At 45.0% G+C, this 6,487-nt stretch carries 5 protein-coding genes, 1 tRNA gene and 1 pseudogene; 3 read left to right on the top strand and 4 right to left on the bottom strand.

The window, feature by feature from the left end:
* The first annotated feature begins 64 nt into the window (after positions 1-64).
* Entirely contained in the window at positions 65-1,549 is a 1,485-nt protein-coding gene (hutH, locus tag BG32_RS04500) for a histidine ammonia-lyase (RefSeq protein WP_006492613.1), read from the top strand.
* A 125-nt stretch (positions 1,550-1,674) separates the two neighbouring features.
* Here the strand turns inward: hutH and BG32_RS04495 are convergent.
* A tRNA-Leu gene (locus tag BG32_RS04495) sits at positions 1,675-1,762 on the bottom strand.
* Positions 1,763-1,811: 49 nt separating this feature from the next.
* On the opposite strand from BG32_RS04495, the gene BG32_RS04490 reads away from it, so the two are divergent.
* Together BG32_RS04490 and BG32_RS04485 are read left to right on the top strand one after the other, a co-directional pair.
* A complete protein-coding gene (locus BG32_RS04490) occupies positions 1,812-2,555 on the top strand; it encodes a type 1 glutamine amidotransferase (RefSeq protein WP_006492612.1) in 744 nt (247 codons plus the stop codon).
* Positions 2,556-2,751: 196 nt separating this feature from the next.
* On the top strand, positions 2,752-3,084 hold the full coding sequence (locus tag BG32_RS04485; RefSeq protein WP_006492610.1) for an N-acetyltransferase: 333 nt from the start codon (positions 2,752-2,754) through the stop codon (positions 3,082-3,084).
* Between the two features lie 199 nt (positions 3,085-3,283).
* Here BG32_RS04485 and BG32_RS04480 read toward each other — a convergent pair whose 3' ends face one another.
* The 3 genes and pseudogenes from BG32_RS04480 to tdh all read right to left on the bottom strand — a co-directional run.
* A complete protein-coding gene (locus tag BG32_RS04480) occupies positions 3,284-4,249 on the bottom strand; it encodes a calcium/sodium antiporter (RefSeq protein WP_236609207.1) in 966 nt (321 codons plus the stop codon).
* A gap of 71 nt (positions 4,250-4,320) precedes the next feature.
* A pseudogene (locus tag BG32_RS04475) lies at positions 4,321-5,504 on the bottom strand (glycine C-acetyltransferase).
* A 23-nt stretch (positions 5,505-5,527) separates the two neighbouring features.
* Positions 5,528-6,487, bottom strand: a 960-nt coding sequence (gene tdh, locus BG32_RS04470) for an L-threonine 3-dehydrogenase (RefSeq protein WP_121526468.1), incomplete at its 5' end; no start/stop codon positions are given.

The following is a 6,487-nucleotide window of genomic DNA, read 5'->3' as shown; positions in this document are numbered from 1 at the left end:
TAAGAAATGCTGATAATGACTGAAATCTGTTTGAAAACAATCAAACGATTCTGGAGGTGGGTCAGTGCTGATTGACGGACAACATCTTACACTGTCGGATATCTTTGAAGTGGCCTTCAAGAAGGAATTCTGCAGTATTGAAGAAAGCGCTGCGCGGCTTCTAGACGAAAGACGAAGATCCCTAGAGCTCATCAGCAAGGAAAAAACGATCTATGGGGTTAATACGGGATTCGGGGTTCTTGCAGATCACCGAATTTCTTCTAAAGATCTAGATGCTCTCCAGAAGAATATCGTTCTTTCTCATGCGGCCGGTGTGGGAGAACCCCTTCGTCAAGAACTAGTAAGAGCAATAATGTTGGTTAGAGCAAATTCTCTTTTGAAAGGCTTTTCAGGAGTTAGAAAATGCTTGGTACAAAGAATTCTCGACCTTCTCAATGAAGACATTGTTCCTGTCGTACCTTCAAAAGGATCGGTCGGAGCCAGCGGAGATCTTGCACCATTGGCACATGTTGCCATGTCACTTATTGGAGAAGGATATTGTACTCTCGAAGGAAGTGTTGTTCCTTCTCTTCAAGCTCTTAAGAGTAGAAATCTTGAACCTATTATTTTGAAATCTAAAGAGGGGCTAAGTCTCCTTAACGGCACCGCTTTTATGGCAGGAATAGGCGGCTGCTCAACATATATTGCTTCAAGGCTTTTTGAACAGGCAATTCTCGTTTCGGCAATGTCGGTTGATGCCCTTATGGGCAGTACGTCTCCCTTCGACGAAAGGGTTCATAGTGCTCGACCACATAGAGGGCAGGGCTACGTCGCCGGAAGAATGAAAAGTTTGCTAGAAGGAAGCGAGATTAGAACCTCCCATTTGGACTGCGACCGTGTTCAAGACGCTTACACGCTCAGAACCATTCCGCAGGTCTACGGCGCGGTCAAGGATACGTTAGACTATGTCAAATCGGTCCTGGAAATAGAGATCAATTCAGCGACTGATAATCCGCTCATCTTTGAGAATGGCGATGTTATATCCGGAGGTAACTTCCATGGTGAGCCAATAGCTCTTGCAATGGACTTTCTGTCGATTGCACTCACCGATATGGGTAACATGATAGAGAGACGAGTAGACAGACTTGTAAATCCAAAGCTTAACGATCTGCCCGCCTTCCTGACAAATGGTGACGAGGGACTGAATTCCGGTTACATGCTGTGGCAGTATACCGCAGCGGCACTTGCCTCGGAAAACAAGACACTTGCACATCCCGCTTCCGCCGACTCTATTCCGACTTCTGGTTTTCAGGAAGATCATGTAAGTATGGGTGCATGGGGAGCACGCAAGCTCTGGATGATAGTTGACAATCTCGCGACAATGATTTCTATTGAGGCACTTCTTGCTTTTAGAGCGCTGTCGTTCAGGCATCCAAAAAAATCAAGTATTGCTGTTGAGGAGCTGTTTGAAGATATCAGAAGAATCGTTCCCGATCACATAAATGACAGGTATTTTGGGAACGAGTTTATGGAAGTTCGAAAGCTTCTCTTCAGGAGAGCAGGATTGTGAGAATCCAAAAAAACTAAAATAAGATAGAAGAGTAGTCACAGACTTTAAGAAATACAGAAGGCAAAAAGTTTGAGTTCAATATAAGAATGAAAAAGAGGAAATATTGCATCCTCTCTGAGAAAATATGGTGCCGGGGGCGGGACTTGAACCCGCACAGGCGGTATGCCCACATGAACCTGAATCATGCGTGTCTGCCAATTTCACCACCCCGGCATCGCACAAATAGTAGTTTATCATTCGCTGTATGAGGTGTCAAGAGTCAATGAAAGAAAAAACGGTAATTCAGAAGGTTGGCGCGGCAATCATGTTTCTACTAGCAATTTGCTTCCCGGCAAGTTTTGTTTCTGCTTCTGAAAACTGTGGACCTGTTGCTCTCTTCCTGAATGACCCGGCGTACGAAACAAAGCTCTCACCCATTGAACGTTCACTGGCTGAACAGGGCATAGAATACAGGATTTACAATATTTTCAATGATGAACTCCCGCAAGATGAAAATCTGTACTCCGCAGTAATAATTGCAGGCGGCGATTCGATGCGAAACTACATAGACTGGAACAACAGAATTTACCAGGGTGGAGAGATAATCCTTAGAGGAGAAGTCCCCATTCTGGGAATATGTCTTGGACATCAGATAATTTCGAGAGTATTTGGTTCCGTTTTGTATTACAGTGAGGAGCGACGTTGGCATGAAATAACCTTTGTAAAACAGGACGAGATATTTGACGGATTCGAGGATGGACTTCTTGTTTGGGAGAACCATTCCTATGCGGTGGCGTCTTTACCAGAGGAATTCGAAATCCTTGCAAAAGGAAATGTTACCCCGTTACAAATGATGAAGCATAAAGACAAACCAATTTATGGGGTTCAGTTTCACCCGGAAACACAGGGGCGATTTCTGAGCAACCCTCCTGGCTGGAAACTAATAATGAACTTCGCGAAGATTGCTGGCGTCACGATGAGTGATCCGCCTTTGCCCAAAGACGGGCGCAAGGTCTTCCCTTACTGATCAGTAAACTTCTTGATGATAGATCCATTAAACCTGAGCTTCAAGTTCTGCTATTTCAGTGAGAACACCCGGTGTTGCGCATGGTGAAGAAGATGGAAATAATCGAGCTCAGTAAAGAATCGCTTTTGGACAGAAAAGTCAGATACTCCTATACATGCGATAAATTCTGCGATCTTAGAATGATACGGAAAGATGATTGCTATACATCGAAGTACCTCTAAAAGAATCTCCTGTTCAGTTAAGTAAAGATACAGAATATATCTTGTTAGAACCGGTCGAGCAGAAACCTGTAGCATGGGGAGCATTCGAGAATAAAATGGGTCTGGTCCTTGCTGAAAGGGAATGGAATGACTCTTTTCGGGTTTGGGATATTCTAGTCTGGGAGAAGTACCAAAGAAGGGGATTAGGAAGTAAGCTAATGGGTACAGCAAGAAATTATACAACTAATGCTATAGTGAGACGTCTCGTTGTTGAAACACAGAGCTCCAACTATCCCGCAATCTCTTTGTCCCTTAATTACGGATTTTAACTAGCTTGACTCGATACGGCCTGTTATTCGAACACAGTTATCGAAAGACACAAGGTCCGTCTCGAGTTTCACTATCTTCTCTAGGTTGAACGCAGGCATTCAGAAAGTCTCTGTTCTCAACATCCGCCAGTCTGCAAAAAGACATCTTTAGATCAGTTCACAAACAGAAAATTGCTTTGATTCTATTGAGCCAGAATTTTTAACCTCTAAATATGCTTGAAACTAAGAAGGAGGCGTAGATTATCAGAAGTAGAGCCCCCCTTGGCCTATCCAACTTCTTCTTTCTAAGGAGAAGTAAGGGCAGAACTATCGCGAGAAGCGATGCAAAGATTATTTCCGCGGCAAGCGATCTCTGTGCCGTGATAGGCGAGATGGTGGCCGAAATCCCTAGAACCAGGAGTAGATTGAAGATGTTCGACCCTACCACGTTGCCTATGGCAAGATCGCTGCGATTTTTTCTTCCTGCCGAAATTGTGGTCACTAACTCCGGAAGAGAAGTTCCGATCGCGACAATAGTTGTCCCTATAAGCATGTCGCTCACGCCGAATATCTGTGCAATCGAAGAACCTCCGTCGACCACGAAATTTCCTCCGAGAATGACGGCTGCGGTCCCTCCGATTGTGGCTACCCAGGCAAGCACAGGACTCTTTTCGAGAATCTCGACATCTCTCTTTCCCTCCACCTCCACAATGTCTGTAATGCTCCTGTCTCTCTTCGCCATGGTAAAAACATACATCATGTATATCAAGAAGAAAGTAATCAACACAATGCCATCGCTTCGATGAAGCCCATTGTTTCCTAGAATCAAAGCGCTGCTGGCGATAGTGATTATTATGACGAAGGGGATTTCATAACTCATAGTAGTTTTGTTCACTCCCAGGGGCGTTAGAATGGCTGTAATTCCCAGGATAAGACCAATGTTCGCGATATTTGATCCCAACACGTTTCCCAGAGCAATGTCAGAACCTTTGAAAGCTGCTTGCACACTCACTGCGAGCTCAGGCGCCGAAGTCCCAATAGCTACTATCGTAAGTCCTATGAGCAATTCCGAGATTCCCAGGTTTTTAGCTATAGCGACGGAACCCTCAATCAAATAATCGGCACCCTTTATTAGCAAAGCAAATCCAGCGGCCAGCATCAGCAACGAAACTAACAAGCGCTTCACCTCCACAAAAAGCAGCGGCCATTGCCGCTGCAACAACAAGATTATATTCAATTGAAGTTAAAGCCGTGTTTTTACTTTATAACGCCAAGTTCCTTACCGATCAGTTCGAACTTGGAGACCGCAAAGTCCAGATCCTTCCTCGAGTGAGAAGCGCTTATCATAACTCTTATTCTGGCCTTTCCCTTGGGAACGGTCGGAAATCCAATTGAGCTTGCGAAAATCCCCTCTTCAAAGAGTCTCTTTGAAAAAGCCGCAGAAAGCTTTGCATCATAGAGCATCACAGGAGTAATCGGGGTCTCCGAGTGGCCAGTATCAAAGCCAAGTGCCTTCAGTTGCTCTTTAAAGTAATCGGAGTTGCTCCAGAGGGTCTTAACCAGTTCATCGGAAGAGGAGAGCTTCCTTACCGCGCTATCGCCGCTGCCGTTTCGGCCGGTGAAAGTGATGAACTGAAGAGAAATGGACGGGCCTTTTGCTTGAGATAGTCAATGAGAACTCTCTTCCCAGCGACAAATCCTCCAACTATTCCGAAGGCTTTGGAAAGTGTTCCAACTTCAATGTCTACACTTCCGTGCAAACCATAATGATCGACAATTCCTCTTCCATGACTTCCAAGAACTCCTTCGCCGTGGGCATCGTCAACCATTAGAATTGCTCCGTACTTGTTAGTCTTTTCAACAATCTGTGGAAGCGGCGCAAGATCACCGTCCATAGAGAAAACACCATCGGTTATCACCAGTTTTCTCCTTGCTCCATCGGTTTCAGCCTTCTGAAGCTGAGCCTCAAGATCATCCACATCCTTGTGCTTCCAGACATATCTCATCGCTTTTGTCAGCCTGACTCCGTCAATAATGCTTGCATGGTTGAGTTCATCGGAGAGAATCGCATCCTCTTCAGAAACGATCGGAGGAATGACGGACTGGTTTGCATTGAAGCCCGACTGAACGACTAGAGTTGATTCAACTTTTTTGAATCTGGCAAGTTCAGTCTCAAGCTCATTGTGTAATTCAAGTGTCCCGGCAATAGACCTAACTGCACCCGGTCCAACTCCCCACTTTCTTATTCCGTCTATAGCAGCTTCTTTAAGCTCTTCATCAAAGCAAAGACCTAGATAGTTATTAGAGCACATGTTTAGCACCTTCTTGCCTTCAATGTTCAACCATGCCCCCTGAGCCGATTCAAGCGTTCTTATTTTTACGAGCAAACCCTTTTCTTCAAGTTCCTCCATTTCCTTCTTAAGAACATCAAAATCAAACATCAAAACACCTCCGAAATGTCAGATCAAAATTCGAGAATGACTTTTCCGGAAATTCCTCTAATCATGACATCAAATCCCTCTTCGAATTTCTCCGCAGGAAGGATGTGCGTAACAACTGGAGAAAGATCAATCCTCTTGTTCTTTAGAAGCTGAGTGGCCACTTGCCAGGTCTCAAACATCTTTCTTCCTGTAATCCCGTACATTGTCAGTCCCTTGAAGGTAAACAGATCGTTTATGTCGAACGAAAGTTCACCGGGAAAGACCCCTAGAAGAGAGACGACAGCTCCATTGGTGAGACTATCCAAACCTTGCTTAAAGGCAGTAGTGTTTCCCGACATTTCCAGCAGAACATCGGCCCCATTATCTTCTGTCATTGCCTTGACCTTCTTTGTTAGATCTTCTTTAGTTGGATCGATTATTACATCGGCGCCCATCTTCCTTGCGAGTTCCTTTCTGAATTCCTTTATCTCAGACACAATCACCTGAGCGGCGCCAGATACCTTTGCTACCGCAACTGCCATCGCACCAATCGGCCCAGCACCGGTGATCAACACATTCTTTCCTGTAAGATCAGTTACAAGTGCCGTATGAATTGCATTTCCAAAAGGCTCCATAATCGAAGCATATTCCAGAGGTATAGAAGGGTCAACCTTCCACAAGACAACTTCGGGAACTCTCACATACTCTGCAAACACTCCGTCTCTGTGAACTCCGAGAATTTGCATATTCTTACAAATGTGCATCTTACCGGTTCTACACTGAAGACACTTCTGGCACGGTATATGTGTTTCGGATACAACTGAATCTCCCACTTTAACGGTGGAAACATCTCCACCGATGCTTACAACCTCTCCAGTGAATTCGTGGCCATCAATCTGAGGGGGACGAATCCTCTCCTGTGACCACGCATCCCAGTTATAGATGTGAACATCTGTGCCACATATCGACGCTCTCTTCACTTTCACCAGTACATCATGAGGACC

Source organism: Mesotoga sp. HF07.pep.5.2.highcov (assembly GCF_003666285.1).
GTDB lineage: Bacteria > Thermotogota > Thermotogae > Petrotogales > Kosmotogaceae > Mesotoga > Mesotoga prima.
Note: the sequence above shows the minus strand (reverse complement) of the source record. Positions and strands in the feature narration are given on the sequence as shown.

What these genes read in the sequence shown, in the direction of transcription:
- BG32_RS04490 (WP_006492612.1), top strand. Translation starts at nt 1,812, where the DNA reads ATGAAAGAAAAAACGGTAATTCAGAAGGTTGGCGCGGCAATCATGTTT.